The 26,559-nt window shown below is 52.9% G+C and carries 25 protein-coding genes; 17 read left to right on the plus strand and 8 right to left on the minus strand.

Features of this window, described 5'->3' with window-relative positions; genetic code table 11:
* Positions 1–228: 228 nt before the first annotated feature.
* Positions 229–918: a FadR/GntR family transcriptional regulator gene (locus ACT3RT_RS14520; protein WP_496203227.1), complete on the plus strand. Its 690-nt coding sequence runs from the start codon at positions 229–231 to the stop codon at positions 916–918.
* Here ACT3RT_RS14520 and rbsR read toward each other — a convergent pair.
* The 7 genes from rbsR to kup form a co-directional block, all read right to left on the minus strand.
* Positions 904–1,911 (minus strand): ribose operon transcriptional repressor RbsR, encoded by a 1,008-nt coding sequence (gene rbsR / locus ACT3RT_RS14525; protein ID WP_485902899.1) that lies wholly within the window; start codon positions 1,909–1,911, stop codon positions 904–906. The two genes, ACT3RT_RS14520 and rbsR, sit on opposite strands and share 15 nt — an antisense overlap.
* Positions 1,912–2,841, minus strand: coding sequence for a ribokinase (gene rbsK, locus ACT3RT_RS14530; RefSeq protein ID WP_485902901.1), 930 nt, complete (start codon positions 2,839–2,841; stop codon positions 1,912–1,914).
* Between the two features lie 56 nt (positions 2,842–2,897).
* Positions 2,898–3,788 (minus strand): ribose ABC transporter substrate-binding protein RbsB, encoded by an 891-nt coding sequence (gene rbsB, locus ACT3RT_RS14535; RefSeq protein ID WP_034794404.1) that lies wholly within the window; start codon positions 3,786–3,788, stop codon positions 2,898–2,900.
* Between the two features lie 23 nt (positions 3,789–3,811).
* Complete coding sequence (gene rbsC, locus ACT3RT_RS14540; RefSeq protein WP_034794402.1) at positions 3,812–4,783, minus strand: ribose ABC transporter permease; 972 nt, start codon at positions 4,781–4,783, stop codon at positions 3,812–3,814.
* Between the two features lie 6 nt (positions 4,784–4,789).
* Positions 4,790–6,295: a ribose ABC transporter ATP-binding protein RbsA gene (gene rbsA / locus ACT3RT_RS14545; RefSeq protein ID WP_496203228.1), complete on the minus strand. Its 1,506-nt coding sequence runs from the start codon at positions 6,293–6,295 to the stop codon at positions 4,790–4,792.
* A 7-nt stretch (positions 6,296–6,302) separates the two neighbouring features.
* Positions 6,303–6,722, minus strand: a complete 420-nt coding sequence (gene rbsD, locus ACT3RT_RS14550) for a D-ribose pyranase (protein ID WP_353503787.1) — start codon at positions 6,720–6,722, stop codon at positions 6,303–6,305.
* Positions 6,723–6,932: 210 nt separating this feature from the next.
* Entirely contained in the window at positions 6,933–8,801 is a 1,869-nt protein-coding gene (kup, locus tag ACT3RT_RS14555; protein ID WP_353503786.1) for a low affinity potassium transporter Kup, read from the minus strand.
* A gap of 301 nt (positions 8,802–9,102) precedes the next feature.
* Between kup and ravA the strand changes: the two genes are divergently transcribed.
* Both ravA and viaA read left to right on the plus strand, forming a co-directional pair.
* Positions 9,103–10,611, plus strand: a complete 1,509-nt coding sequence (ravA, locus tag ACT3RT_RS14560) for an ATPase RavA (protein ID WP_496203229.1) — start codon at positions 9,103–9,105, stop codon at positions 10,609–10,611.
* Between the two features lie 3 nt (positions 10,612–10,614).
* Positions 10,615–12,084 (plus strand): ATPase RavA stimulator ViaA, encoded by a 1,470-nt coding sequence (viaA, locus tag ACT3RT_RS14565; RefSeq protein WP_396131729.1) that lies wholly within the window; start codon positions 10,615–10,617, stop codon positions 12,082–12,084.
* Positions 12,085–12,093: 9 nt separating this feature from the next.
* Here the strand turns inward: viaA and asnA are convergent, their stop codons facing one another.
* Positions 12,094–13,086, minus strand: coding sequence for an aspartate--ammonia ligase (gene asnA / locus ACT3RT_RS14570; RefSeq protein WP_353503783.1), 993 nt, complete (start codon positions 13,084–13,086; stop codon positions 12,094–12,096).
* Between the two features lie 154 nt (positions 13,087–13,240).
* On the opposite strand from asnA, the gene asnC reads away from it, so the two are divergent.
* From asnC to glmU, 14 genes are all read left to right on the plus strand, one after another.
* A complete protein-coding gene (asnC, locus tag ACT3RT_RS14575; protein WP_100936558.1) occupies positions 13,241–13,702 on the plus strand; it encodes a transcriptional regulator AsnC in 462 nt (153 codons plus the stop codon).
* An 89-nt stretch (positions 13,703–13,791) separates the two neighbouring features.
* Positions 13,792–14,235 (plus strand): FMN-binding protein MioC, encoded by a 444-nt coding sequence (gene mioC / locus ACT3RT_RS14580; protein ID WP_353503782.1) that lies wholly within the window; start codon positions 13,792–13,794, stop codon positions 14,233–14,235.
* 379 nt (positions 14,236–14,614) lie between these two features.
* Positions 14,615–16,504 carry a tRNA uridine-5-carboxymethylaminomethyl(34) synthesis enzyme MnmG gene (gene mnmG, locus ACT3RT_RS14585; RefSeq protein ID WP_496203230.1) on the plus strand — a complete coding sequence of 630 codons (1,890 nt, stop codon included), beginning with the start codon at positions 14,615–14,617 and terminating at the stop codon, positions 16,502–16,504.
* Positions 16,505–16,632: 128 nt separating this feature from the next.
* Positions 16,633–17,253, plus strand: coding sequence for a 16S rRNA (guanine(527)-N(7))-methyltransferase RsmG (rsmG, locus tag ACT3RT_RS14590; protein ID WP_496203231.1), 621 nt, complete (start codon positions 16,633–16,635; stop codon positions 17,251–17,253).
* Positions 17,254–17,903: 650 nt separating this feature from the next.
* On the plus strand, positions 17,904–18,302 hold the full coding sequence (atpI, locus tag ACT3RT_RS14595) for a F0F1 ATP synthase subunit I (protein WP_034794371.1): 399 nt from the start codon (positions 17,904–17,906) through the stop codon (positions 18,300–18,302).
* Positions 18,303–18,324: 22 nt separating this feature from the next.
* Complete coding sequence (gene atpB / locus ACT3RT_RS14600; protein WP_154145800.1) at positions 18,325–19,107, plus strand: F0F1 ATP synthase subunit A; 783 nt, start codon at positions 18,325–18,327, stop codon at positions 19,105–19,107.
* Positions 19,108–19,156: 49 nt separating this feature from the next.
* Positions 19,157–19,396, plus strand: a complete 240-nt coding sequence (atpE, locus tag ACT3RT_RS14605) for a F0F1 ATP synthase subunit C (RefSeq protein ID WP_034794367.1) — start codon at positions 19,157–19,159, stop codon at positions 19,394–19,396.
* Positions 19,397–19,461: 65 nt separating this feature from the next.
* Entirely contained in the window at positions 19,462–19,932 is a 471-nt protein-coding gene (gene atpF / locus ACT3RT_RS14610) for a F0F1 ATP synthase subunit B (RefSeq protein WP_034794365.1), read from the plus strand.
* Positions 19,933–19,946: 14 nt separating this feature from the next.
* Positions 19,947–20,480, plus strand: coding sequence for a F0F1 ATP synthase subunit delta (gene atpH, locus ACT3RT_RS14615; RefSeq protein ID WP_034794363.1), 534 nt, complete (start codon positions 19,947–19,949; stop codon positions 20,478–20,480).
* A 12-nt stretch (positions 20,481–20,492) separates the two neighbouring features.
* A complete protein-coding gene (gene atpA / locus ACT3RT_RS14620; RefSeq protein WP_034794361.1) occupies positions 20,493–22,034 on the plus strand; it encodes a F0F1 ATP synthase subunit alpha in 1,542 nt (513 codons plus the stop codon).
* Positions 22,035–22,104: 70 nt separating this feature from the next.
* A complete protein-coding gene (gene atpG / locus ACT3RT_RS14625) occupies positions 22,105–22,968 on the plus strand; it encodes a F0F1 ATP synthase subunit gamma (protein ID WP_034794358.1) in 864 nt (287 codons plus the stop codon).
* A 32-nt stretch (positions 22,969–23,000) separates the two neighbouring features.
* A complete protein-coding gene (gene atpD / locus ACT3RT_RS14630) occupies positions 23,001–24,383 on the plus strand; it encodes a F0F1 ATP synthase subunit beta (protein ID WP_034794356.1) in 1,383 nt (460 codons plus the stop codon).
* A gap of 27 nt (positions 24,384–24,410) precedes the next feature.
* A complete protein-coding gene (locus tag ACT3RT_RS14635; protein ID WP_034794353.1) occupies positions 24,411–24,833 on the plus strand; it encodes a F0F1 ATP synthase subunit epsilon in 423 nt (140 codons plus the stop codon).
* Positions 24,834–25,122: 289 nt separating this feature from the next.
* Positions 25,123–26,493 carry a bifunctional UDP-N-acetylglucosamine diphosphorylase/glucosamine-1-phosphate N-acetyltransferase GlmU gene (gene glmU / locus ACT3RT_RS14640; RefSeq protein ID WP_353503779.1) on the plus strand — a complete coding sequence of 457 codons (1,371 nt, stop codon included), beginning with the start codon at positions 25,123–25,125 and terminating at the stop codon, positions 26,491–26,493.
* The last annotated feature ends 66 nt before the right edge of the window (positions 26,494–26,559 follow it).

Consider the following 26,559-nt stretch of genomic DNA (forward strand, 5'->3'; position numbering starts at 1 on the left):
TGACTTCTCAGTCGTTGTTCCCGGTCAGTGGAGGCGCATTATAGGGAGTTCTCAGAAGGCCGCAACCCCTAATTTCAAATTAATTACTGACCGTTCTTTTTTTCAACAAACATCGCAAAAACGGACAACAATCACCCAGTTTTCTACACAAAATGGCCTTTTCGACCCGTAACACTGGGGTAAACTCTTTTCTATAATAAGACCACTGAATCTCAGGATGCCCTTTTAATGCCCCTTAACGCCCAACAACAAGCCGCCCAGCGCAATCTTTCTTATCTATTGGCGGAGAAAATCGCCCAGCGCATCTTATCTGGTGAATATGCCGAGGGCAGTATCTTGCCCGGTGAAATTGAATTGGGGGATATTTTCGGGGTAAGCCGGACGGCGGTACGCGAAGCAGTGAAAACGCTGGCCGCCAAAGGGATGCTGTTACCCCGCCCACGGATTGGGACGCGGGTGATGCCGCAATCAAACTGGAACTTCCTCGATCAGGAGCTGTTGAACTGGTGGATGACCCGCGAGAACTTCGATCAAGTGATGGCGCACTTTGTGATTTTGCGCCGCGCGCTCGAACCCCAGGCTTGCGCACTGGCCGCCACTACGGCGACGAAGGAACAGAAGGAACTTCTTTCTTTATATATGGCGGAGATGAAGGAGCTGCATTATCGCTTTGACCGCGAGCGCTGGATAAAAGTCGACACCCAATTCCACCAGCTTATCTATGAAGCCGGAAAGAACCCCTTCCTGACCTCATTCTCCAATTTGTTCAGCTCGGTTTATCAAAGCTACTTTAGAGCCATCACCGGGAATGAGGTGATTAAGCTGGAATACCATCAGGCCCTGGTTGATGCCATTCTGGCCAGTGATCCCGAGGGTGCTCTGCTGGCATGCCAAAACCTGCTGTTAGCGGTGGATTGAGCCAACCGAGCCGCGCACCACTAGCTCTGGCGTTAAGACCAGAACCTGAGGCTCAGCTTCAGGTTCTTTCAAACGATGCAAAAGCGCATCGATGGCCAGTTCCCCCAGTGAATCTTTCGGCTGATGAATGGTGGTCAGCGGCGGCGTCATATATTGCGCCAGCTGAATGTCATCATAGCCAATGACTGCGATGTCATCCGGCACGCGCAGCCCTTCTTTATATAGTGCCTGATAAACCCCAACCGCCATCGCGTCGTTGCTGGCGAAAACCGCCTCGGGGCGCTGCGGCAGGGCGAGCAACTGCTCCATGGCGGGCAGGCCGCTGGCAAACTCGAAATCCCCAATCACTTCATAACCCGGTAACACCGGCAGTCCCGCCTGATGCATGGCCTGACGATAACCATCCAGTCGCTGTACGGCGGTGGTTTTATCCAGCGGGCCGGTGATACAGGCGATGCGCTGGTACCCTTGGCTAATCAGATACTCCGTCGCCATCACGCCGCCGAGCAAAGCGTTATCCTGAATGACATCGTTCGCCGCGCCAAAAGGTGCCCAGTCCATCATCACAATAGGTAATGACGGATAGCGGCTGATGGCGTCCTGCGACGGCCGATGATTCTCGGTACACATTAATAGCAAACCGTCGACGCGCTTTTGCAGCAGGGTTTCCATACTGCGGTTCATGCGCTCGGCGTCGCCGTCGGTGTTGCAGAGGATCAGGCTGTAGCCGCGTTCATAGCAGCTGCGCTCCACGCCGCGCACTACTTCCGCATAGAAGGGGTTGCTGCTGGCGGTGAGCAGCATGCCAATCGTCCGAGTTTGGTTCAGTTTAAGGCTACGGGCGAGGGCGGAAGGTGCATAGTTGAGGCTGTCTATCGCCGCGGTGACTTTTTCGCGGATAGCCTCGCTGACAAAGCGATTGTTGTTGATGACATGAGAGACGGTGGAGGTTGAGACGCCCGCGACGCGGGCGACATCTTTCATGGTGGCCAATCAGGACTCCTGACGCGCAAGGAAGTCGTCGATTTCATTACGCCATGGCACAGAAGGCTGCGCCCCCGGACGAGTCACGGCAATGGCGGCGGCGGCGTGAGCAAAACGCACGGCTTTGTCCATGGCTGCGCCTTCGAGCAGGGCGGTGACCAATGCGCCGTTGAAGGTGTCCCCGGCCGCGATGGTGTCCACGGCTTTGACGCGGAAACCGCTGACCTGCTTGCCTTCGCCGTGCTGGCTCAGCCAGACGCCTTTGCTGCCTAGCGTGATAATCACGGTTTCGATGCCTTTATCATGCAGCGCTTTCGCGGCGCGTTGGGCATCTTCATTATTATTCACCTGAATGCCGGTCAGGCGCTCGGCCTCGGTTTCGTTCGGCGTGATCATGTCCACCAGCGACAAGAGTTCATCGGGCAGTTCACAAGCCGGAGCCGGGTTGAGGATAACCTGAGTGTTGTGCTGCTTCGCCAGCTTAGCCGCAGCGATCACGGTTTCTAGCGGAGACTCTAATTGCATCAGCAACGCCGAGGCGTCGACAATGTTCTGTTGATAACGATTCAGGTAGTCAGGCGTCACGGCTTTATTCGCACCGGCATCAATACCGATAACATTCTCGCCTTCGGCATTAACGAAGATCAGCGCCACGCCGGTAGTGGTGTCGGCGATTGCCTCAACGGGAGAAGTATCGATGTTGTCACTGGCCAACTGCTGACGAACGCGCTCACCAATATCATCATCACCGACGCAGGCGATAAAGGAAATATCCGCGCCCGCGCGCCCGGCGGCGACCGCCTGGTTAGCTCCCTTACCGCCAAAAGCCACGGTATATTGTTTACCGATCACCGTTTCGCCAGGCTGAGGGAATTGATTGATATTGAGAATATGGTCGGCATTGATACTGCCGAGAACCACCAGTTTACCTGTATCCATTTGCGTTCCCTGAGTCATGTTGCGCCGCCCAACAGGAGCGGCGCAGAGTCTGTCAATTACGGCTGTGCAACCAGTTTCAGATCTACTGGAATAACAGCAGGCACTTTTTCGCCTTTCAGCACTTTATCAGCAGTCTGAACGCCAATCACACCAATCTGGTCTGGACGCTGGGCCACGGTTGCGCCCATCTTGCCACTGTTAACCGCTTTGATGCCATCTTCGGTGCCGTCAAAACCTACCACCAGAACGTCGGTTTTACCCGCGGTCTGCAAGGCACGCAGCGCGCCTAATGCCATTTCGTCATTCTGAGCAAATACCGCCTGCACGTCTGGGTGTGCAGTCAGCAGGTTCTGCATTACGTTCAGACCTTTAGTACGGTCGAAGTCTGCCGGCTGGCTAGCCAGAATAGTGAAGTGGTGCTTTTCAGCCGCCTGAGCGAAGCCTTTGCCGCGTTCGCGGGCAACGGAAGTCCCGGCAATGCCTTCCAGTTCAATAACTTTGGCGTTTTCGCCGACTTTCTTGGCGATGTAATCACCGGCCATTTTGCCGCCGAAGGCGTTATCAGAGGCCACGTGGCTTGCCACTTCGCCTTTGCTTGCCTGACGGTCAAGGGTGATCACTGGGATCTTAGCCTGGTTCGCCATGGCAACGGCGTTACCCACGGCGTCGGAGTCAGTCGGGTTGATCAGCATCAGTTTGGTGCCGCGAACCGTCAGGTCCTGCACGTTTGCCAGCTCTTTCGCCGGGTTGTTCTGGGAATCCAGCACCACCAGGTTGTAGCCCAGCTTGTCAGCTTCTTTCTGCGCGCCGTCTTTCATGGAAACGAAGAACGGGTTGTTCAGCGTAGAAACCACCAGCGCGATGGTGTCTTTAGCCAATACGTTGGCGCTGAAAGAGGCGGTAATTGCTGCTGCGGAAACCCAAACTGCCAGTTTTTTCATATTCATGGTCATAATTCCTGTAGGGGAGGTTATTTGTTGCTTTTGTTATCTACCAGAACAGCCAGCAATATCACGACTGCTTTGACTATCATTTGGTAGTAGGAGGATACGCCTAATAAATTCAAACCGTTATTTAGGAAACCGAGGATCAGCGCGCCGATCAACGTTCCTACAATACGTCCTTTACCACCCGACAGGCTGGTTCCTCCCAACACCACAGCGGCAATTGCGTCCAGCTCATAACCGGTACCGGCAGTCGGTTGCGCAGAGGACAAACGCGCCACTTCGATAATGCCGGCTAAAGCCGCTAATAAACCACACAGGGAGTAGACGATAATTTTAACTTTATCAACGCTGATACCTGACAGACGCGTCGCGGACTCATTGCCGCCCAGCGCGTAGATATAACGTCCTAAACGGGTGTGATGCAGCATGTACCACGCCAGCGCAAACACCACCACCATCAGCCAGACCGGCGTCGGGATGCCCAGCGGGCGACCGATACCAAACCAGCCAAATGTATCAGCAACATCGGTGAATCCAGTGCTGATTGGACTACCGTTGGTGTACACCATGGTGACACCGCGCAGCAGGAGCATCATCACCAGTGTGGCAATAAACGCCTGAACCTTGCCTTTAGCGACAATCACCCCGGTGACGGCACCTACCGCCGCCCCCAAGGCCAGCGCACCGGCGACGGCCACCAGCGCATTCACTTCTAAACCGACAATCGACGCAGCCACCGCGCCCGTTAAGGCCAGCAGCGAACCGACGGATAAGTCGATCCCCGACGTCAGAATAACCAGCGTCATGCCCACGGCCATAATGGCGTTGACCGAGGTTTGTTGAAGAATGTTAAACAGGTTGTTCAGCGTGAAGAAATTCGGGCTCATGGAAGAGACCACGGCAATCAGCACCAGCAGCGCAATCAGCGATTTCTGCTCTAACAACCATTCTTTTGTGAACCAGCCCTTTTTGGCTGGCATAGTTTGAGAACTCATAGTTGATTACTCCTGCGTCACGCCGTATTGCTTGCCGACAGCGGCTGCCATCAACACTTCTTGCGTAGCCTGTTCTATCGGGAATTCACCGCTTAAATGGCCTTCGTGCATCACCATGATCCGGTCACTCATGCCGATAACTTCTGGCATTTCTGACGAAATCAAAATGATGCTCAAACCTTCGCGCTTGAACTGGTTAATGAGCTGGTAAATCTCTTTCTTGGCGCCGACGTCAACGCCGCGCGTTGGTTCGTCGAGGATCAAAACTTTTGGACGTGTCATCAGCCCGCGAGCAATCGCCACTTTCTGCTGATTCCCCCCGGAGAGCAGGCCGATAGGCTGCATCATGGACGGCGTCTTGATGTTGAACATGCGAATGAAATCGCCGACAGCCTGCTGCTCATCAGCATGTTTCAGGGTGCCACCCGCGCGGCTGAAGTAGCGCAGCGCGGTCAGCGACATGTTCTCTTTGACTGACATCCCGAGCACCAGTCCGTCGCGCTTACGATCCTCAGAGATATAAACGATGCCGTTCGCCAACCCGTCCTGTGGGGAATGGGTGACAACTTCGCGGCCATCAAGGGCGACATAACCCGCTTTACGCGGCAGCGCGCCGTAGAGAATCTTCATCAACTCGGTACGACCGGCGCCCATCAGTCCGGAGACACCGAGAATTTCGCCAGCATATAAGTTGAAGCTGACATCTTTGACGCCCGGCCCGGAGACATTGCGCACTTGCAGGCGCAGCGCGCCGCGCTCTTGCTTGAGGCGCGGGTATTGCTCTTCAAGGCGGCGGCCAACCATCATTTCGATCAGCGTGTCTTCCTGCAATTCGCTTACTGGGCGCTCGGCGATAAACTGGCCATCGCGGAACACGGTGACGTCATCGCAAATTTCAAAGATTTCCTTCATGCGGTGCGAGATGTAGACCACGCCGCAACCCGCCGCTTTCAGCTCGCGGATGACGTTAAATAAAGAGGCGGTTTCGGTATCGGTTAAGGCGTCGGTCGGCTCATCCATGATGATGACCTTGGACTCGAAGCTCAGCACCTTGGCGATTTCCACCATTTGCTGGTCACCAATCGATAACTCGCCCACCAGACGATGGCTGCTGTAACGCAGGTTCAGGCGCGCCAGCAGTTTGTCGGCTTCGGCGTACATCTTCTTCCAATTGATGCGGCCAAACCCATTAACAAACTCGCGGCCAAGAAAGATGTTTTCCGCGATAGTCAGCTGGGGGATCAGGTTCAATTCCTGATGAATAATGCCGATGCCGGCTTCCTGAGAATCTTTAGGCCCGTTAAAAGAGGCCTCTTTTCCCAGAAAACGCAGTGAACCGGCATCCTTTTGATAGATGCCGGTGAGCACTTTCATCATGGTGGACTTACCGGCGCCGTTTTCACCCACCAGCGCCATCACGCGGCCCGGATAGACGCTTAGCGCCGCGCCGGAGAGCGCTTTAACGCCGGGAAACGCTTTATCAATCCCTGAGAGTTGCAGCAAAGGTTGCATAAAGGCCTCAGAAGGTTACGCCAGCACAAAGAATAACGTTCGCGTACGGCGAACATTCCCCGCTACGGACCACGGCCCGGCTGTGTTCGGTTTGCACCTTGAATGACTCATGGCTGATGTACTCAAGGCTGATGGTGTTTCCCTGGTGTTGCTCAAGCTGTTTCAACTGCGCGAGTAACGCTTCATGGAGTTGAGGATTTTTTTCGACGATCTCCTCGGCGAGAATCGCGCGCTCAACCTGCATCTCATGGGTCACTACCTTGAAAACTTGCAAGAAAGTAGGAACACCGGCAGTTAGCGCCAGATCGATGCGTTGGGAAGATGCGGGTACCGGTAAACCGGCATCGGCAATAACCAGCTGATCGGTATGACCTAACCTGGCAATGACATAGGAGATTTCGGCATTTAAAAGCGGTGATTTCTTCATTGTGAACTCCGACAGCGAAACGTTTCGCTCACTGCTGAGTTTATGACGATGCTAGAAACTGGCAATCGCCTTGTGATGAAATTGTGATCGCCGTCGAAACGTTTCGCTACCCGTTTTAGAAAGCCGCGCTAAATTTGAGTTAATGACTTTTCACGGCGTTTAGAAAAGCAAAAGGGCACTCGAAAGTGCCCTTTGTTCACCACAGGCGAATTAGATTTCCACCTGCGTCCCTAGCTCGATAACGCGGTTAGGCGGGATCTCGAACTGGTCCGGCGCGCGCAGCGCGTTGCGGCTGAGAGCCATAAACAGCTTGCCGCGGAAGTAGAGATACCAAGGCCGCTTGGTGAGGATTAGCGACTCGTGGGACATAAAGAACGAAGTTTCCATCATGCGGCACGGCAGACCTTCCAGCCCGCAGCGGTGGAACACTTCCTCAACGTTTGGCGTCTCTTTGAAACCGTAGCTCGCCACCACGCGCCAGAAGGTCGGTGAGAGCTGCTCGATAGTTACCCGGCGAACATTGTGCACATAAGGCGCGTCTTCGGTGCGCAGCGTCAGCAGCACCACGCGCTCGTGCAGCACTTTGTTGTGCTTGAGGTTGTGCAGCAGGGCAAACGGAATGACGTTAGTGGCGCGGGACATATAAACCGCAGTGCCCGGCACGCGCACCGGCGGCGATTTCTCCAGCGAGGCGATCATGGCTTCCAGCGAGTTGCCGTGTTCGTGCATCCGGCGCATAAGGCGGAAACGCTCGCTTTTCCACGTGGTCATCACGATAAACATGCACAGGCCGAGGGTCAGAGGCAGCCAGCCGCCGGAGAACAGCTTGGTGGCGTTCGCCGCGAACATCGGCACGTCAATAAACAGCAGAACCACCAGCAGAATGCCGACCAGGAAAGCTTTCCAGTGCCAGTTTTTCAGCGCCACGGTGCAGGAGAGAATCGAGGTCAGCACCATGGTGCCGGTCACGGCAATACCATAGGCGGCGGCCAAATTACTCGAATGCTCGAAGCTGGCGATGACGATAACCACTGCGAAATAGAGCGTCCAGTTAATGGCGGGAATGTAGATCTGCCCGGCTTCCATTTCTGAGGTGTGGATGATGCGCATTGGCGGCAGATAGCCCAAACGAACTGCCTGACGAGTCAGGGAGAACACGCCGGAGATCACCGCCTGCGAGGCGATAATGGTGGCGAGGGTCGCCAGAATCAGCAGTGGGATCAGCGCCCAGTCAGGTGCCAGCAGGAAGAACGGGTTTTTAATCGCCTCGGGGTTTTTGAGCAGCAGTGCGCCTTGCCCGAAGTAGTTCAGCACCAGCGAAGGTAGCACCACGGTGAACCACGCCAGACGGATAGGGAATTTGCCGAAGTGGCCCATATCGGCATACAGCGCCTCAACACCCGTGATGGAAAGCACCACCGCGCCGAGCGCAAAGAAGGAGAAGGATTTATGCTCAATAAAGAAGTTCACCGCCCACATCGGGTTCATGGCCCGCAGCACTTCTGGGTTTTGAGCAATACTGTTAATACCTAGCACCGCCAGCGTCAGGAACCACAGCAGCATCACCGGGGCAAACAGCTTGCCGACAATGCCGGTGCCGTGCTTCTGGATGATGAACAGTAACGTCAGGACGGTAATAGAAAGCGGCACGATATAAGGGTCGAGCGACGGGGCGGCAATCTCTAAGCCTTCCATCGCCGACAGCACCGAAATCGCCGGGGTGATCACCACTTCGCCATAGAAGAAGCTGCCGCCGATAAGCCCGAGGATCACTAATACCGCCGTGGTTCGCGCCGAGGTGTTACGGCCCGCGAGGGACATCAGGGTCAAGATCCCGCCTTCACCGGCGTTGTCTGCGCGCATCACGTAAGTGAGGTATTTCAGCGAGACAATAAGTATAAGCATCCAGAAAATCAGGGAAAGGAAACCAAAGACAACGCTGGGTTCAACGTTAAAGCCGTAGTGGCCTGAAAAACACTCTCTCAAGGTGTAGAGAGGGCTGGTGCCAATGTCACCATAAACCACACCAATGGCGGCCAGGGTTACTGCGGGGAGTGACCGTTTATGTTCTGTGCTCATAATTGGTTTCTTTTTGCTGCTCTTTTATGCAAAGAATTCCGTAAGCGAAAGATGCGCTCAGGGCTGAATGCCCACTAAACGGCGCACAGTATGCACGAATAAATCCAATTGCCTACCCCTATATAAACAAGGAATTGGCGATTAACGCAGATAAACCCACAGTATCTATAATAGAAAGATTTGTGTAATCAACAATCTATATCCGTAAGCTATATCAATAAAAATAGGCCATGGTTTATTATCATTCCCAGCCCAGTAATTTCACTGATCTCATTTACTCACGGAAACCGGAAGATTCAGTATGGCGCATTCTCCTTTACTTGCAGAACGGATTGCCCGTCTTGCCAATGCTTTAGAACACGGACTGTACGAGCGTCAGGAAGCCATCCGGTTGTGCCTGCTGGCCGCGCTGTGCGGCGAAAGCGTGTTTCTGCTCGGGCCGCCCGGCATCGCTAAAAGCCTGATTGCCCGCCGCCTTAAGTTTGCCTTCCGCCACGCCCGCGCTTTTGAATACCTGATGACGCGCTTTTCCACTCCAGAAGAGGTTTTTGGCCCGCTGTCAATTCAAGCCCTGAAAGACGAAGGCCGCTATCTACGCCTGACTTCCGGCTATTTGCCCGAGGCGGAGATTGTTTTTCTGGATGAGATTTGGAAAGCCGGCCCGGCCATCCTCAATACCCTGCTGACCGCCATTAACGAGCGACGCTTTCGTAACGGCGAGCGCGAGGATGCTATCCCGATGCGGCTGCTGGTAAGCGCCTCCAATGAACTGCCTGAGGCCGACGGCAGCCTTGAGGCACTCTATGACCGTATGCTAATCCGCCTATGGCTGGACAAGGTGCAGGATAAACAGAATTTCCGCTCTTTGCTGACTTCCCGGCCAAACGAAAGCGCCAATCTGGTGCCGGAAGCCCTGAGCATTAGCGATGAAGAGTATCAGCAGTGGCAGCCTGAAATAGATAAGGTGGCCTTGCCGGAATCCTGCTTCGAGCTGATTTTCCAACTGCGCCAGCGTCTGGATGCGCTGGACACCGCGCCTTATGTTTCGGACCGCCGCTGGAAGAAAGCCCTGCGCCTGCTGCAAGCCTGCGCCTTCTTCAGCGGCCGTCAGGCCATCACGCCTATCGACCTGATTTTGCTGAAAGATTGTCTGTGGCACGACCTGAACACCTATCACCTGCTGCAAACCCAAATCGAGCAGATGATCACCGAACAGGCTTACCAGCAGCAGACGTTATTAATGAAGCTGCGCCAGCTCAATCAGGAATGGATGCAGTATCAGCAGCAGCAAAGCTCCAGACAGTCGATCAAAGTGCTCAAAAAGGCGGGTATTTTTAGCCGTAAGCCACAATACAGCCTGCCGGATACGCTGGCGGCTAGCAGCCTAACCCTACTGCTGCAAACTCCTCTCCATCTGCACGATATTCAGGTTTCCCATCTGCTGGTGGAAAGAAGCGTGCTCGACGAGTGGCTTAATAAAGGAGGGGTTCTGAAGGTGAAGCTCAACGGCATGGGATTCGCGCAGAACATTGAGGCGGAGGTGGATGACAAGCTGCAGCTGCTGGTGCTGGATATCAGCCGCCAGTCGACGCCCCTGACCTTACCGGGCAAAGAGCAGATTGCCGTTCCCGATGAGATGAAAAGCACGCTGGAAGGGCTGAATGCCAAATTTAACCAGCAGCGCCACGAGTTCAGCCAGCATCAAAACTGCCTGTTTGTCGCCGCCGAGTGGGCCGCGAAGATTGAAGCCAGCCTGCTGGCGGTGTCGGAGCAACTCCGCCACCAGCAAGACTTGTTCAGCGGGCACTGATCCATGCTCAGTCTGGAATCCCTCGATCTCTTATTGTCGATCAGCGAAGGTGAGCTGATCGAGGAGCTGATCATCGGCCTGCTGGCCACGCCGCAGCTGGCGATTTTCTTCGAAAAGTTCCCACGACTGAAGCGCGCGCTGACCAAAGACCTGCCCGAGTGGAAGTTCAGACTGCGCCAGCGCATCCACGATACGCCGGTGCCGCCGGACCTCGCCAAAGAGTTCTACCTTTATCAGCACTGCCAGCAGATTGACGCCGCCACCTTTCAGGCCGAGCTGCCTGCGCTGATTGAGCAGCTTGAGTCGCTAAACTCTCCCTTTATTACCGAGGCGCGCTCGTTGCAGCAAAACGCCGAGGAGACGCGAGGCCCGAAAACCGGCAATAGCTTCCACACTCTGTTTCTCCAGCGCTGGCGGCTGAATCTTACTTTCCAGACGGTGACCGTTCATCATCAGCTGCTCGAGCAGGAACAGGAGCAGTTGCAGGAAGAGCTACAGCAGCGGCTGGAACTCAGCGGCGAGCTCTCTCCTTTATTAGCAGAGAACGATGCCGCCGCCGGACGGCTGTGGGATATGAGCAAGGGCCAGCGGCAGCGTGGCGAAGTGCAGTCGCTGTCGCGCTACGGCGCTTTTTTGCAGCAGCAGCCTGAGTTGCAGAGGCTCGCCGAGCAGCTGGGTCGCAGTCAGAAAGCCAAAACCAGCCCGCACGAAGATGCCAAGATGGAAGAACATCGGCTGATGGTGCGCGAGCCCGCCACGGTGCCCGAAGAGGTGAACGGCATTCATCAGAGCGACGATATTTTGCGCCTGATGCCCACCGAGCTGGGGACGTTGGGGATCCCCGAGCTGGAGTATGAGTTTTACCGACGCCTGCTGGAAAAGCGCCTAATGACCTACCGACTGCAAGGCGACGTGTGGCGCGAAAAAGTGGTCAAACGCCCGGTGGTGCATCAGCAGCAAGAACCCCAGCCGCGCGGGCCTTTTGTCATCTGCGTGGATACTTCGGGTTCAATGGGAGGATTTAATGAGCAGTGCGCCAAAGCGTTCTGCCTGGCGCTGCTGAGAATTGCGCTGGCCGACAACCGCCGCTGCTACATCATGCTGTTCGCCAGTCAGGTGATTCATTACGAGTTGACCTCTTCCAACGGGTTGGATCAGGCTTTGCGCTTTCTCGGCCAGCATTTCAGGGGCGGTACCGACTTGGCTGCCTGCCTGACCGCCACCTTAGATAAGCTGTCATCACCCGAGTGGCAGGACGCCGACGCGGTGATCATCTCGGATTTCATCGCCCAGCGGCTGCCAGAAGAAGTTAAGAAGAGAGTGAAGCATTTACAGCAGGATAAACATCACCGTTTCCATGCTCTGGCGATGTCGCAATACGGCAAGCCCGGCATCATGCGCATCTTCGACCACATTTGGCGCTTTGATACCGGGATGAAAAGCCGCGTCCAGCGTCGCTGGCAGCGGCCTTAAACGGTAGTTTTAGAGCACGCCTTCAACGCTGTCGTGCAGCAGTGGCGACCAGACGCCGCACTGCACCTGCGCGATATGCGGCTTTTGCAGCAACAGCATCACCAAACGAGATTGGCCAATGCCGCCGCCGATGGTTTGCGGCATCTCACCGCGCAGCAGCGCCTGGTGCCAGTCGAGCTGTAGACGAGCTTGGTCATCGGTCAGCGCCAGCTGGTGCTTTAAGGTCGCGGCATCAACGCGAATGCCCATCGACGACAGTTCCAGCGCATCTTCCAAAATAGGGTTCCACACCAAAATATCGCCGTTCAGGCCAGATAGCCCAGCTTCACCTTTACTGCTCCAGTCATCGTAGTCCGGCGCGCGAACGTCGTGATATTTACCGTGAGACAGTTTGCCGCCAATGCCCATCAGGAACACCGCGCCCAGCTCTTTGGCGATGGCGCGTTCGCGCTGCTTGGCATCTAGCTCCGGGAAGCGTTGAAGCAGAGTTTCGCTGTGGACAAAGTGGATCTCCTCCGGCAAGAACGGCGTCAGGCCAAACTCACGGCTCACCGCCGCTTCGGTTTCCTTTATACCGGCGTAGATCTTACGCACCGTGGCTTTAAGAAACTCAGGCGTTCGTTCGCCATCGCCCATCACCTGTTCCCAATCCCACTGATCCACACAAACAGAGTGCACCGGCGACAGACGATCTTCATCCGGGCGCAGCGCCTTCATGTGGGTATACAGGCCTTCGCCCGCGCTGAAGTCATGCTGGCCGAGGGTTTTACGCTTCCACTTCGCCAAAGAGTGCACCACTTCAAAGGTCGAGTCTGGCAGGGATTTCACATGCACCTGAACCGCCTTCTCGCTGCCGGAGAGGTTGTCCTGCGTGCCGTCGCCCAGCTGGCTTAATAAAGGTGCCTGCACTTCAATCAGGCCTAGCTGCTTTTCCAGCTGCTGGGAGAAGGTGGATTTCACAAAGCTGATTTGACGCTGTTTCTCGATAAATTGGGTTTTCATTGTTGTTTTCTCATTCCCTTGTCTTCAATAGAACTGATTAAGCAACAAAGTAAGAGATAGATTCAATATCCAACAATAAATATTGCCTTAAGGCTTTTAATCCATCATTTTTAGGCAGCATAAATTGTTGATACGAGAATATGAGAGGAAAAAAATGACCGAAATTTATCAGATCGATAATCTCGATCGCGCCATCCTAAACGCCCTGATGGTTAACGCGCGCACGGCCTATGCCGAACTGGCGAAGGTTTTCGCCGTCAGCCCCGGCACCATCCATGTTCGCGTTGAGAAGATGAAACAGGCAGGAATCATCACCGGTGCCAATATCACCGTCAGCCCAAAGCAGCTAGGTTACGACGTCTGCTGCTTTATCGGCATCATTCTCAAGAGCGCCAAAGACTACCCCTCTGCTCTGGCCAAGCTTGAAAGCATTGAAGAGGTGGTCGAAGCCTATTACACCACCGGCCACTACAGCATCTTCATCAAGATCATGTGCCGCTCGATTGATTCGCTGCAACACGTACTTATCAACAAGATCCAGACCATTGATGAGATTCAGTCCACGGAGACGCTGATCTCCCTGCAGAACCCCATTATGCGCACCATCAAGCCATAAGGCCGAATTTATATACCCCTATTATCCACAGGTAGATCCCAGCTGATTCACAGCGTACAATGTCGTTTCTTTTATCAGGTGAGAGCATTATGTCTACCATTACCCTGATCAGTGGCAGTACGCTTGGCAGTGCCGAATATGTAGCGGAACACGTTGCAGAAAAGCTGGAAGAAGCCGGTTTTAGTACTCAGACATTACATGGTCCAGAGCTATATGAAGTCCCGGCCGAAGGTATTTGGCTGGTGGTGTGTTCAACACATGGTGCAGGAGATCTTCCTGACAACCTTCAACCTTTCCTGGAACAGCTGGAAGAGCAGCAGCCGGATCTGTCTAAAGTACAGTTCGGGGCATTGGGTCTTGGCAGCAGCGAATACGATACTTTTTGTGGCGCGATCCGTTCATTGGATCAAAAACTGACAGCGTTGGGCGCGAAAAGAATTGGCGATCGCATGGAAATCGATGTGACCCAACATGAAATTCCTGAAGATCCCGCTGAGATTTGGGTGATCAATTGGATTAATTTGCTCAAATAAGTGTAAATATTCAGCGATCAGTTGTGGGTAACTAGGCTGCAAAGCAGGGTAAAACCGGTAGTTATCCCTCTAACAACCTTAGGTCGCATTTCATGCTGTGCATAACTCTCTATTCTGATCCCAGCTTATACTGAACAGGATCACCGATCATTCACAGCATTCGATCGTGCTTAGCTTGTTGATCTTCATCGACAATAAAGACTTATGCACAGAGGATCGTGATCCTAATAGAAGTATTAATAAGAGATCTTTAAATAAAAAAGATCTTCTTTTAATTAGTGACGATCCCTCGGGACTTGTGGAACCTCAAAACTTGAGTAGAATCCCTCCTCCCAACACCACACACCCTTTCATCGCATGAACTCCGAGGTGCAGTACCATGTTTTATCCGGAACAATTTGACGTCATCATCATCGGTGGTGGCCATGCAGGCACCGAAGCCGCTATGGCTTCAGCCAGAATGGGACGTCAAACCCTGTTATTGACCCACAATATCGACACGCTTGGACAAATGTCGTGTAACCCAGCGATTGGTGGGATCGGGAAAGGACATCTGGTTAAAGAAGTGGACGCACTGGGCGGTTTGATGGCTACGGCGATCGATCATGCGGGGATTCAGTTTAGGATACTAAACGCGAGTAAAGGTCCAGCCGTTCGAGCCACTCGTGCCCAGGCAGACCGTGTTTTGTATCGCCAAGCCGTTCGCACAGCATTGGAAAACCAGCCAAACCTGATGATCTTCCAGCAGTCTGTTGAAGATTTGATTGTTGAGAATGGCACAGTGGTTGGCGCCGTGACCAAAATGGGCCTTAAATTCCGTGCTAAGTCTGTCGTTCTGACCGTGGGCACCTTCCTGGATGGAAAAATCCACATTGGTCTGGAGAACTACAGCGGCGGCCGTGCGGGGGATCCACCAGCAATCTCCCTGTCACAGCGCCTGCGTGAACTGCCACTGCGTGTAAATCGCCTTAAAACCGGTACGCCTCCGCGTATCGACGCACGCTCTATCGACTTCAGCGCATTAGCGCCGCAGCACGGTGACAACCCGGCGCCGGTTTTCTCATTCATGGGCAACGCCGCGCAGCATCCGCGTCAGATCCCTTGCTACATGACCTACACCAATGAGAAAACCCATGATGTGATCCGCAATAATTTGGATCGTAGCCCGATGTACGCAGGGATCATCGAAGGGATCGGCCCGCGTTACTGCCCGTCGATCGAAGATAAGGTCATGCGTTTCGCAGATCGTAACTCGCATCAGATCTTCCTTGAGCCTGAAGGGCTGACCAGCAACGAAGTCTATCCAAACGGTATCTCCACCAGCCTGCCGTTTGACGTGCAGATGCAGATCGTTCGTTCCATGCAGGGTCTGGAGAACGCCGTTATCGTGCGTCCGGGCTATGCCATCGAATACGATTTCTTCGATCCGCGTGATTTGAAGCCGACGCTGGAAAGCAAATTCATTCCAGGCCTGTTCTTCGCCGGACAGATCAACGGCACCACCGGTTACGAAGAAGCAGCAGCGCAAGGCTTATTGGCGGGCATGAACGCTGCGCGCTACGCCTTTGAGCAAGAAGGTTGGGCGCCGCGTCGCGATCAGGCTTACCTTGGCGTGTTGGTCGACGACCTGTGCACTCTGGGCACCAAAGAGCCGTACCGCATGTTTACCTCGCGTGCTGAATATCGCCTGATGCTGCGTGAAGACAATGCCGATTTACGCCTGACTGAAAAAGGCCGTGAACTGGGCTTGGTTGATGACGCTCGCTGGGCTCGCTTCAACCAAAAATTAGAGATGATCGAGCTTGAACGCCAGCGCCTGCGCGGCATTTGGGTGAACCCGCGTTCTGAGCAAGTTGAATTGGTTAACGCGCATCTGTCCGCGCCGCTGTCAAAAGAAGCCAGTGCCGAAGAGTTGCTGCGTCGTCCTGAGATGACATACGAGCTGCTGACCAGCCTTACACCGTTTAGCCCTTCAGTGCCGGACGTTCAGGCTGCCGAGCAGGTTGAAATTCAGGTCAAATACGAAGGTTATATCGCTCGTCAGCAGGATGAGATCGAAAAACAGCAGCGCAACGAGAATACCCTGTTGCCGCTGGATCTCGATTATCGTCAGGTGAATGGCTTATCGAACGAAGTGCTCGCCAAACTTAACGATCACAAACCGACGTCGATCGGCCAGGCGACCCGTATTTCAGGTATCACACCGGCGGCTATCTCGATTCTGCTTATCTGGTTGAAAAAGCAAGGTCTGCTGCGCCGCAGCGCCTAATTTCCTCTCGGTTCTGGCCGCCGGATGATTTCAGTCTGGTGGCCAAATCTCGCTTTTCCCGCTCCATCAGCTGATTTATCATTCTTCACCAATTCGAACGGACATGTTTTTTGTCAGAGGACCTCATTGTGCATAAGAAATTAGACTCGCTGCTGGCTGCGGCTGGATTATCGTTACCCGATCAGCAAAAACAGCAGTTAGTGGCCTATGTCGAGATGCTGCACAAATGGAATAAAGCCTACAACCTGACTTCGGTTCGTGACCCTATGCAGATGCTGGTTCGCCATATCATGGACAGCATCGTGGTGAATAATCACCTGACCGGCTCGCGCTTTATTGACGTCGGCACGGGGCCTGGCCTGCCGGGCATCCCGCTGGCTATCGTTCGCCCTGACTCCCACTTCACTCTGCTCGATAGCCTTGGCAAGCGCGTGCGTTTCTTACGCCAGGTTCAGCATGAGCTGGGGCTGACTAACGTCGAGCCGGTACAGAGCCGCGTGGAAGAGTTTATCCCCAAGCCGCCATTTGACGGCGTGATTAGCCGCGCCTTCGCCTCGCTGCAAGATATGCTGTCGTGGTGTCACCATTTGCCGGCGAAAGGGCAGGGGCGTTTCTACGCGTTGAAGGGCGTGCGTCCGGATGATGAGCTAGACTCGTTACCTGATGGCGTCACGTTGGAAGAGATCGTCAAATTGAAGGTGCCTGAACTCGAGGGAGAGCGCCATTTAGTTATCCTTAAGGCAAACTAAATTTGCGATGAGTCAATAAATCGTCAAAATTTCAAATGTGTATGAAAGGTAAAATAAGCAGGCTAATTAAATTAATGCCGTCCATTTGAGTTTTACCTCATTTTTACACTCTGATAGCAGTTGTATGACCTTTCAGATCTAATCAGGCAGGAAATAGTTACGGTTGAAAATAAAAAGTGGCGCTGGCTAAGATAAAACTCATGTAATGAAAATGTTGTTATTTGTTGGGTTATTGTTTCATGGAAGTGCAGTTATTTTGCATTCCGTTTTAATTAAGGCTACCAAATAACCATCCTATTGATTTTTATTACTTTTAAAAGGCCAGAATAGCTAAGGATTAGCTTTACCGATGATGTATTAGCAGCTGAAAATAGTAATTATGTGATCGGGCGCACGCTTCTTTGTTAAGCAATGGAATACTCGTACAAATGCCAAAAGGCCATTTACGACTATAGTTTGCTTATGAAAATAGCCTTAAAGCTTAAAATTTAAATAATTGTTCACCTTTTCGCTACTTATCCATTGAATTCGTTTGAGTGGCCCGTATAATTTGCTCGTTTTTTGCTGCTTGACTCAAAACCGTAAAGGCTATGATATACGGCACTCAGCATACCTCCAGCTAGGTACTTAGTACGGAGAGAACAAACGTCATGTCTGTATCAGGTATTTTGTACAGCAAGAACGGCGCGAAGGTGGCCAGAAAGCTGTTAATACTGCAGTTACTGACCTTTGTTCTGCTCAGTGCTGCATTTGGCTTTAAAAGCCTGACGTGGACCACTTCTGGCTTAATGGGCGGAATGGCCGCATGGCTACCGAATGTATTGTTCACGCTTTTCGCAATGCGTCAGCAGGGGCAAACAGCGGTTTCTGGACGAGTTGCCTGGACTTTTGCCATCGGAGAAGCGCTGAAGGTTCTGATAACGATTATCTTGATGATTATCGCGCTGGGCCTGTTTAAGGCGGTTTTTGCTCCGCTTGGTTTGGCTTATTTATCGGTGTTGATGACTCAGATTTTAGCACCGGCCGTCATTAACAGTTACCGTACTTAACTACTAAAGGGTAAGAGGCATCATGTCTGCATCAGGAGAAATCTCTACTCCACAAGAGTATATCGGTCACCATCTGACACAGCTTCAGGTAGGGACGGGATTCTGGTCGATTAACATCGATTCGATGTTTTTCTCCGTGGTCCTCGGGGTACTCTTTCTGGTTATTTTCCATCGCGTCGCTAAAAAGGCCACCAGTGGTGTCCCAGGAAAAATGCAAACGGCCATCGAGCTGGTTGTAGGTTTCGTCGATAGCAACGTGCGTGACATGTATCACGGCAAAAGCAAAGTCATCGCCCCTTTGGCTCTGACTGTCTTCGTCTGGGTGTTCTTAATGAACATGATGGATTTGCTGCCAATCGATTTTTTACCGACCATCGGTGAAAGATTACTTGGTTTGCCTGCTCTGCGTGTTGTACCAACGGCCGACGTGAACATCACGTTGTCGATGGCGCTTGGCGTATTCATTCTGATTCTTTTCTATAGCATTAAGATGAAAGGCGTTGGCGGTTTCGTTAAGGAACTGACAATGCAGCCATTCAATCATCCGGTTTTCATTCCGATTAACCTGATTCTTGAAGGTGTCAGCCTGCTGTCCAAACCAGTTTCACTGGGTCTGCGACTGTTTGGCAATATGTATGCGGGTGAGTTGATCTTCATCCTTATTGCTGGCCTGCTGCCGTGGTGGTCACAGTGGATTCTGAGTGTGCCTTGGGCCATTTTCCACATCCTGATCATTACGCTGCAAGCTTTTATCTTCATGGTTCTGACGATTGTCTATCTCTCGATGGCATCTGAAAAACACTGATTTTCTTTCAACACTACTGCGTTTTAACTGAAACAAACTGGAGACTGTCATGGAAAACCTGAGTATGGATCTGCTGTACATGGCTGCCGCATTGATGATGGGCCTGGCGGCAATCGGTGCTGCAATCGGTATCGGCATCTTGGGTGGTAAATTCTTGGAAGGTGCTGCACGTCAGCCTGACCTGATCCCTCTGTTGCGTACACAGTTCTTTATCGTTATGGGTCTGGTCGATGCAATCCCAATGATTGCTGTTGGTCTGGGTCTGTACGTGATGTTTGCTGTCGCGTAACACTGAGCTCGCTCACTGTTATTCGAACTACATCAAATAATTCACTTTGAAAGAGGCATTGTGCTGTGAATCTTAACGCAACAATCCTCGGCCAGGCTATCGCGTTTGTCCTGTTTGTCTGGTTCTGCATGAAGTACGTATGGCCGCCAATTATGGCTGCCATCGAAAAACGTCAGAAAGAGATTTCTGAAGGTTTGTCTTCCGCAGAACGTGCAAAAAAAGAGCTGGACTTAGCGCAAGCCGATGCGACCGACCAACTGAAAAAAGCTAAAGCTGAAGCTCAGGTAATCATCGAACAGGCGAACAAGCGTAAATCGCAGATCGTCGACGAAGCGAAAGCCGAAGCCGAGCAGGAACGTAACAAGATCGTGACGCAAGCTAAGGCAGAGATCGACGCCGAACGCCAACGCGCCCGTGAAGAGTTGCGTAAGCAAGTCGGGATTTTGGCCATTGCTGGCGCCGAGAAGATCATCGAACGTTCCGTGGATGAAGCTGCTAACAGCGACATCGTTGATAAACTGGTCGCTGAACTGTAAGGAGGGAGGGGCTGATGTCTGAATTTGTAACTGTAGCTCGCCCCTACGCCAAAGCAGCTTTTGACTTTGCCGTTGAGCACCAAAGCTTAGATCGCTGGCAGTCCATGCTGGCGTTCACGGCTGAAGTCACACGCAATGAACAAATTGAAGAACTGCTTTCCGGGGCTTTAGCACCAGAAACTCTGTCTCAAACGTTTATCGCGGTATGTGGTGAACAACTCGACGACGCAGGCCAAAATCTGATTAAGGTTATGGCTGAAAATGGACGTTTACGCGTTCTTCCGGAAGTGCTGCAACAGTTCATCGAACTGCGTGCCTCTTTAGAGGCCATTGCCGAAGTAGAAGTTACTTCAGCAACTCCACTGTCCGAAGATCAGCAGGCTAAGATTGCTGCTGCGATGGAAAAACGTCTGTCTCGCAAAGTTAAGCTGAATTGCAAAATTGACAAGTCTGTTCTTGCCGGTGTCGTAATCCGTGCAGGTGATATGGTGATTGATGGCAGCGTTCGCAGTCGTCTTGAACGCCTGGCAGACGTCTTGCAGTCTTAAGGGGACTGGAGCATGCAACTGAATTCCACCGAAATCAGCGAACTGATCAAGCAGCGCATTGCTCAGTTCAATGTGGTGAGCGAAGCTCACAATGAAGGTACTATCGTTTCCGTCAGTGACGGGATCATCCGCGTGCACGGCTTAGCCGATGTCATGCAAGGCGAAATGATTGCGTTGCCGGGTAACCGTTACGCTATCGCCCTGAACCTGGAGCGCGACTCCGTAGGTGCCGTTGTAATGGGCCCTTACGCTGACCTCGCCGAAGGTATGAAAGTTAAATGTACTGGCCGTATCCTGGAAGTTCCAGTTGGCCGTGGCCTGCTGGGTCGCGTTGTTAACACCCTGGGTGCGCCAATCGACGGTAAAGGTCCGGTAGAACACGACGGCTTCTCAGCTGTTGAAGCTATCGCACCGGGCGTTATCGAACGTCAATCCGTAGACCAACCTGTGCAGACAGGCTACAAATCCGTTGATGCCATGATCCCAATCGGTCGTGGTCAGCGTGAATTGGTCATCGGTGACCGTCAAACCGGTAAAACTGCTCTGGCAATTGATGCGATCATCAACCAGCGCGATTCCGGCATCAAATGTATCTATGTGGCTATCGGCCAGAAAGCGTCCACCATTTCTAACGTGGTTCGTAAACTGGAAGAGCACGGCGCACTGGAAAACACCATCGTTGTTGTTGCGACTGCATCAGAATCTGCTGCACTGCAATACCTGGCACCGTACTCCGGCTGCGCAATGGGTGAATACTTCCGTGACCGCGGTGAAGACGCACTGATCGTTTATGATGACCTGTCTAAACAGGCTGTTGCTTACCGTCAGATTTCCCTGCTGCTTCGTCGTCCACCAGGTCGTGAAGCTTACCCAGGCGACGTTTTCTATCTCCACTCCCGTCTGCTGGAGCGTGCTGCGCGTGTTAACGCCGAGTACGTTGAAGCATTCACCAAGGGTGAAGTGAAAGGCAAAACCGGTTCCCTGACTGCGCTTCCAATCATCGAAACGCAAGCGGGCGACGTTTCAGCGTTCGTTCCAACCAACGTAATCTCGATTACCGATGGTCAGATCTTCCTGGAATCAAACCTGTTCAACGCCGGTATCCGTCCTGCGGTAAACCCAGGGATTTCCGTATCCCGTGTTGGTGGTGCAGCTCAGACCAAGATCATGAAAAAACTGTCCGGTGGTATTCGTACCGCGTTGGCACAGTATCGTGAACTGGCTGCGTTCTCCCAGTTTGCATCCGATCTGGATGAAGCAACGCGTAAACAGTTGAACCACGGTCAGAAAGTGACTGAATTGCTGAAACAGAAACAGTACGCGCCGATGTCAATCGTAGCGCAGTCACTGATTATCTTCGCAGCAGAACGTGGTTACCTGGAAGACGTTGAATTGTCTAAAGTCGGTAGCTTTGAAGCTGCGCTGTTGGCTTACGCTGACCGCGAGCACGCAGAGCTTCTGCAACAAATCAACCAAACTGGTGCGTACAACGATGAGATCGAGGGTAAATTCAAAAATATCCTCGATACCTTCAAAGCAACCCAGTCCTGGTAACACTAAGCGGTCCTGCTGCCCTGCTTTAGCAGACCAGCAGCAGGCCGTTTGGTAATGAGGAGAAGCAGAGATGGCCGGCGGAAAAGAGATACGTAGTAAGATCAGCAGCGTGCAAAACACGCAAAAGATCACTAAAGCGATGGAGATGGTCGCCGCCTCCAAAATGCGTAAAACGCAGGATCGCATGGCGGCCAGCCGTCCTTATGCAGAAACCATTCGTGAAGTGATCGGTCACCTCGCGTTAGGTAATCTGGAATACAAGCACCCGTACCTGGATGAGCGTGAAATTAAACGCGTTGGGTATCTGGTGGTGTCTACCGACCGTGGTCTTTGTGGCGGCTTGAACATTAACTTGTTCAAAAAACTGCTGGCAGAGATGAAAGGCTGGTCCGAGAAAGGCGTTGAGGTTGACTTAGCCCTGATCGGTTCCAAAGCAGCCTCTTTCTTCGGTTCCGTAGGTGGCAACGTTGTTGCCCAAGTGACTGGCATGGGGGATAACCCTTCTCTGTCAGAACTTATCGGACCGGTAAAAGTGATGTTGCAGGCTTACGATGAAGGTCGTTTAGACAAGTTATGCGTTGTTAGCAACAAATTCGTCAATACCATGTCTCAGGAACCACGCATCGTTCAGCTGTTGCCTCTGCCACCGGCAGAAGATGGCGAACTGGCGAAGAAATCCTGGGATTACCTGTATGAGCCAGATCCTAAAGCACTGCTGGATACCCTCCTGCGTCGCTATGTGGAATCTCAGGTTTATCAGGGCGTCGTAGAAAACCTGGCCAGCGAACAGGCCGCGCGAATGGTAGCGATGAAAGCCGCAACCGATAACGGCGGCAGCCTGATCAAAGAGCTGCAGTTGGTATACAACAAAGCTCGTCAGGCCAGCATCACTCAGGAACTCACCGAGATCGTCGGGGGAGCCTCCGCGGTTTAAGCTAGGTTTACGAATTACGTAGAGGATTCAAGATGGCTACTGGAAAGATTATCCAGGTAATCGGCGCCGTGGTGGACGTCGAGTTCCCTCAGGATGCAGTACCGAACGTGTACAATGCTCTTGAGGTAGAAAACGGTGCCTCCAAACTGGTTCTGGAAGTTCAGCAACAGTTAGGCGGCGGCGTTGTTCGTTGTATCGCAATGGGTACCTCAGACGGCCTTCGTCGCGGTCTGAAAGTGAACAACCTGGAACACCCAATTGAAGTTCCGGTTGGTAAAGCGACTCTGGGTCGTATCATGAACGTATTGGGTGAACCAATCGACATGAAAGGTGAAATCGGCGAAGAAGAACGTCGTGCAATTCACCGTCCAGCACCTTCTTACGAAGAGCTGGCTAACTCCCAAGAATTGCTGGAAACCGGTATCAAAGTTATGGACCTGATGTGTCCGTTCGCTAAGGGCGGTAAAGTCGGTCTGTTCGGTGGTGCGGGTGTTGGTAAAACTGTAAACATGATGGAGCTGATCCGTAACATCGCGATCGAGCACTCCGGTTACTCCGTGTTTGCAGGCGTGGGTGAACGTACTCGTGAGGGTAACGACTTCTACCACGAAATGACTGACTCCAACGTTATCGACAAAGTTTCCCTGGTCTACGGTCAGATGAATGAGCCACCAGGTAACCGTCTGCGCGTTGCACTGACCGGCCTGACCATGGCGGAGAAATTCCGTGATGAAGGTCGTGACGTACTGCTGTTCGTTGACAACATTTACCGTTACACCCTGGCGGGTACCGAAGTGTCTGCACTTCTGGGCCGTATGCCATCGGCGGTAGGTTATCAGCCAACGCTGGCGGAAGAGATGGGTGCTCTGCAAGAGCGTATCACCTCGACCAAAAGTGGTTCTATCACCTCCGTTCAGGCCGTTTACGTCCCTGCGGATGACTTGACTGACCCATCTCCAGCCACCACCTTCGCCCACTTGGATGCGACCGTGGTACTGAGCCGTCAGATCGCGTCACTGGGTATCTACCCAGCGGTTGACCCACTGGATTCTACCAGCCGTCAGCTGGATCCACTGGTTGTTGGTCAGGAACACTATGATGTGGCTCGTGGCGTGCAGTCTATTCTGCAACGTTACCAGGAACTGAAAGACATCATCGCGATTCTGGGTATGGACGAGCTGTCAGAAGACGACAAGCTGGTTGTATCCCGTGCGCGTAAGATTCAGCGCTTCCTGTCCCAGCCGTTCTTCGTGGCCGAAGTCTTCACCGGTTCTCCGGGCAAGTTCGTATCGCTGAAAGATACCATTCGTGGTTTCAAAGGCATTATGGACGGCGACTACGATCACCTGCCGGAACAAGCGTTCTACATGGTTGGCACCATTGAAGAAGCAGTGGAAAAAGCCAAGAAACTGTAACGCTAGCTTGTTGTGAGAGAGGATGACATGGCTGAAAAAGCTTACCATCTGGATGTTGTCAGTGCGGAAAAGAGAATGTTTTCTGGCATGGTACAAAAGATCCAGGTGACGGGTAGCGAAGGCGAACTGGGTATTTTCCCGGGGCATGCTCCGCTGCTCACCGCCATCAAGCCTGGTATGGTGCGCATTGTTAAAGAACACGGTGAAGAAGAGTATATCTATCTTTCCGGCGGCATCCTTGAGGTGCAACCGAGCGCAACGACCGTGTTGGCTGACACTGCAATCCGTGGGCAAGACCTCGACGAAGCGCGAGCGCTTGAAGCTAAGCGTAAAGCGGAAGAACACATCAGTGGTTCTCACGGCGACGTCGACTACGCTCAGGCGTCTGCGGAACTGGCTAAAGCGATCGCGAAACTTCGCGTTATCGAGTTGACCAGAAAAGCGATGTAACGACATCAGTTGAAAAGGCGACCTTCGGGTCGCTTTTTTTTTGGCTATCTTTTTTTTGGGCAATAAATAAGGTGGGTTTTGCATCTTATTCTTATGACAAGGCCCGCCATTAAATGGAATACTACTGCGTAAATCAGGCATTTTTATCGCCGATTTCATTTATATTGGCTATGCCCTGCTCAGGCCTTGCGGGCTGCGGCTTGCGGGCATTTTTCAAAGCGAAATATGTAGTAATTCTGTTGCTTAACAGGTTACTTTTGTCCCTCAAATTGGATTTGTCAGGTTACCTATGTCTAACAGCGCATTGAGTGTTGTGATCCTTGCCGCAGGCAAGGGGACTCGCATGTACTCCAACCTTCCTAAAGTTCTTCATCCTCTGGCTGGTAAGCCGATGGTTCAGCACGTAATCGATGCTGCGACCCATCTAGGTGCGAATAACGTTCATCTGGTTTATGGCCACGGTGGCGATTTGCTGAAGCAGTCGCTGGCCGAAGAGGGGCTGAATTGGGTGCTTCAGGCCGAGCAGCTGGGCACCGGGCACGCGATGCAGCAAGCCGCGTCGCACTTTGCCGATGATGAAAACGTGTTGATGCTGTATGGCGATGTCCCGCTGATTTCTGTTGAAACGCTGGATAATCTGCTGAAAGCCAAACCGGACGGTGGCATTGGTTTACTGACAGTGGTGCTGGATGACCCAACGGGCTATGGCCGCATCGTGCGTGAAAATGGCACGGTGACTGGCATCGTTGAGCAGAAAGACTCCAACGCCGAGCAGTTGAAAATCAAAGAAATTAACACCGGTATTCTGGTGGCTGAAGGCGCATCGCTAAAACGCTGGCTGGGGCAACTCAACAACAATAATGCGCAGGGTGAGTATTACATCACCGACATTATTGCCATGGCCCATGCAGAAGGGCACCAGATTGCCACGGTTCACCCAGCCCGTAATAGCGAAGTGGATGGTGTGAACAACCGCCTCCAGCTCTCCCGCCTTGAGCGCGTTTATCAGAGTGAGCAGGCCGAGCGCCTATTATTGGCGGGCGTCATGCTATTAGACCCATCCCGCTTTGATTTGCGCGGCGAGTTGTCGCACGGCATTGATGTGCAGATCGACGCCAACGTGATCATCGAAGGCAACGTCAAGCTTGGCGACCGCGTGAAAATCGGCGCGGGCTGCGTGCTGAAAAACTGCGTGATTGGCGATGACTGCGAAATCAGCCCGTACAGCGTGTTCGAAAACGCCGTGCTGGAAGCTGAATGTACCGTGGGGCCATTCGCCCGCCTACGCCCGGGTGCCGAGCTGGCGCAGGGCGCGCACGTCGGTAACTTTGTCGAAGTGAAAAAAGCGCGACTGGGCAAAGGCTCAAAAGCTGGCCATCTCTCCTATCTTGGCGACGCGGAAATTGGCGATAACGTGAATATCGGCGCGGGCACCATTACCTGCAACTATGACGGCGTAAACAAGTTTAAAACGGTGATTGGCAACGACGTCTTTGTTGGCTCAGACACCCAGCTGGTGGCGCCCGTTACCGTCGGCAACAACGTGACTATCGCCGCAGGCACTACGGTGACTCGCGACGTGCCAGAAAACGGTTTGGTTATCAGCCGCGTACAGCAGGTGCATAAGCCTGACTGGCAACGCCCGGTGAAGAAGAAGTAACGCGTTTAACCGCTATAGTTAATTCAGAAAGGCACGTTTCGGCGTGCTTTTCTGACACCAGAGTTG

Origin of the sequence: Ewingella sp. AOP9-I1-14, assembly GCF_052375995.1 — a bacterium.
Classification (GTDB): domain Bacteria; phylum Pseudomonadota; class Gammaproteobacteria; order Enterobacterales; family Enterobacteriaceae; genus Ewingella; species Ewingella allii.

Coding starts and splice junctions, on each gene's coding strand:
- rbsB (WP_034794404.1), bottom strand. CDS start 3,788: ATGAATATGAAAAAACTGGCAGTTTGGGTTTCCGCAGCAGCAATTACC.
- atpD (WP_034794356.1), top strand. CDS start 23,001: ATGGCTACTGGAAAGATTATCCAGGTAATCGGCGCCGTGGTGGACGTC.
- viaA (WP_396131729.1), top strand. CDS start 10,615: ATGCTCAGTCTGGAATCCCTCGATCTCTTATTGTCGATCAGCGAAGGT.
- ravA (WP_496203229.1), top strand. CDS start 9,103: ATGGCGCATTCTCCTTTACTTGCAGAACGGATTGCCCGTCTTGCCAAT.
- glmU (WP_353503779.1), top strand. CDS start 25,123: ATGTCTAACAGCGCATTGAGTGTTGTGATCCTTGCCGCAGGCAAGGGG.
- asnC (WP_100936558.1), top strand. CDS start 13,241: ATGACCGAAATTTATCAGATCGATAATCTCGATCGCGCCATCCTAAAC.
- mnmG (WP_496203230.1), top strand. CDS start 14,615: ATGTTTTATCCGGAACAATTTGACGTCATCATCATCGGTGGTGGCCAT.
- atpA (WP_034794361.1), top strand. CDS start 20,493: ATGCAACTGAATTCCACCGAAATCAGCGAACTGATCAAGCAGCGCATT.
- ACT3RT_RS14520 (WP_496203227.1), top strand. CDS start 229: ATGCCCCTTAACGCCCAACAACAAGCCGCCCAGCGCAATCTTTCTTAT.
- atpH (WP_034794363.1), top strand. CDS start 19,947: ATGTCTGAATTTGTAACTGTAGCTCGCCCCTACGCCAAAGCAGCTTTT.
- kup (WP_353503786.1), bottom strand. CDS start 8,801: ATGAGCACAGAACATAAACGGTCACTCCCCGCAGTAACCCTGGCCGCC.
- rbsD (WP_353503787.1), bottom strand. CDS start 6,722: ATGAAGAAATCACCGCTTTTAAATGCCGAAATCTCCTATGTCATTGCC.
- atpG (WP_034794358.1), top strand. CDS start 22,105: ATGGCCGGCGGAAAAGAGATACGTAGTAAGATCAGCAGCGTGCAAAAC.
- atpE (WP_034794367.1), top strand. CDS start 19,157: ATGGAAAACCTGAGTATGGATCTGCTGTACATGGCTGCCGCATTGATG.
- rbsA (WP_496203228.1), bottom strand. CDS start 6,295: ATGCAACCTTTGCTGCAACTCTCAGGGATTGATAAAGCGTTTCCCGGC.
- mioC (WP_353503782.1), top strand. CDS start 13,792: ATGTCTACCATTACCCTGATCAGTGGCAGTACGCTTGGCAGTGCCGAA.
- atpB (WP_154145800.1), top strand. CDS start 18,325: ATGTCTGCATCAGGAGAAATCTCTACTCCACAAGAGTATATCGGTCAC.
- rbsC (WP_034794402.1), bottom strand. CDS start 4,783: ATGAGTTCTCAAACTATGCCAGCCAAAAAGGGCTGGTTCACAAAAGAA.
- asnA (WP_353503783.1), bottom strand. CDS start 13,086: ATGAAAACCCAATTTATCGAGAAACAGCGTCAAATCAGCTTTGTGAAA.
- rbsK (WP_485902901.1), bottom strand. CDS start 2,841: ATGGATACAGGTAAACTGGTGGTTCTCGGCAGTATCAATGCCGACCAT.
- atpI (WP_034794371.1), top strand. CDS start 17,904: ATGTCTGTATCAGGTATTTTGTACAGCAAGAACGGCGCGAAGGTGGCC.
- ACT3RT_RS14635 (WP_034794353.1), top strand. CDS start 24,411: ATGGCTGAAAAAGCTTACCATCTGGATGTTGTCAGTGCGGAAAAGAGA.